The 717-nt window shown below is 58.9% G+C and carries 1 protein-coding gene; it reads right to left on the reverse strand.

All coding sequences use genetic code 11. The features are described 5' to 3' along the window. Positions 1–13: 13 nt before the first annotated feature. Complete coding sequence (locus DVK00_RS20635) at positions 14–487, reverse strand: chemotaxis protein CheW (protein ID WP_121578510.1); 474 nt, start codon at positions 485–487, stop codon at positions 14–16. Between the last annotated feature and the right edge of the window lie 230 nt (positions 488–717).

Consider the following 717-nt stretch of genomic DNA (forward strand, 5'->3'; position numbering starts at 1 on the left):
CGGTAAAACTGACCTACTCGAAGGCGTGAACCGGCGAAATCCAGACGACGAGGTCGCCGTCGCGCTTGATGACGCCCTCGATAGATTCGTCCTTTTCGAGCGGCGGGTCCTCGACGTCGTCCATCGAGATGCGAACGACCTGATACACTTCGTCGACGAGCCAGCCGGTCGCGGCCTCGTCTTCGAACTTGTTCGCGTCGAAGATGACGATGCGCTTCGACTCGCCCTCTTCGTCGATACTGAGGAGCGATTTGGGATTGATAATCGAAGTCGTTCGACCACGGAGGTCCATCACGCCCTCGACGTGGTCGGGAGCGTTCGGAACGGCCGTGAGTTGACCCTTGTCGACGATTTGACTCACGTACTCGATGTCGACGCAGTACGTCTCCGGTCCGAGTTGGAATTCCAGCACCTGTACTTCTTCGGCGGAGTCCTCCGCGTCGGTCTCGTCCGCGCTCATCTCGGTCGTGATTGCATCTTGTCGCATGGTCAACCCCGGCGGCGACATCCGCCGCCACCTGTCTGCTTCAGAGTGGTGAGATTCAGCGTATAAAGATACGTACTCGATTATCAGCCGTGATTATCCCCGCCGAGTGTTTATATACCCGATTTCCGAACCACGGAGGTAGATGCGCGGTCAACGAAACGGCACACTAACGAAGCCACCGAGCCCTCGGCGGGGGACCCACTCGACGACTCAGCGGGACCGTCGTCTCG

It is taken from the genome of Haloarcula sp. Atlit-47R (genome assembly GCF_003665985.1).
GTDB lineage: Archaea > Halobacteriota > Halobacteria > Halobacteriales > Haloarculaceae > Haloarcula > Haloarcula taiwanensis.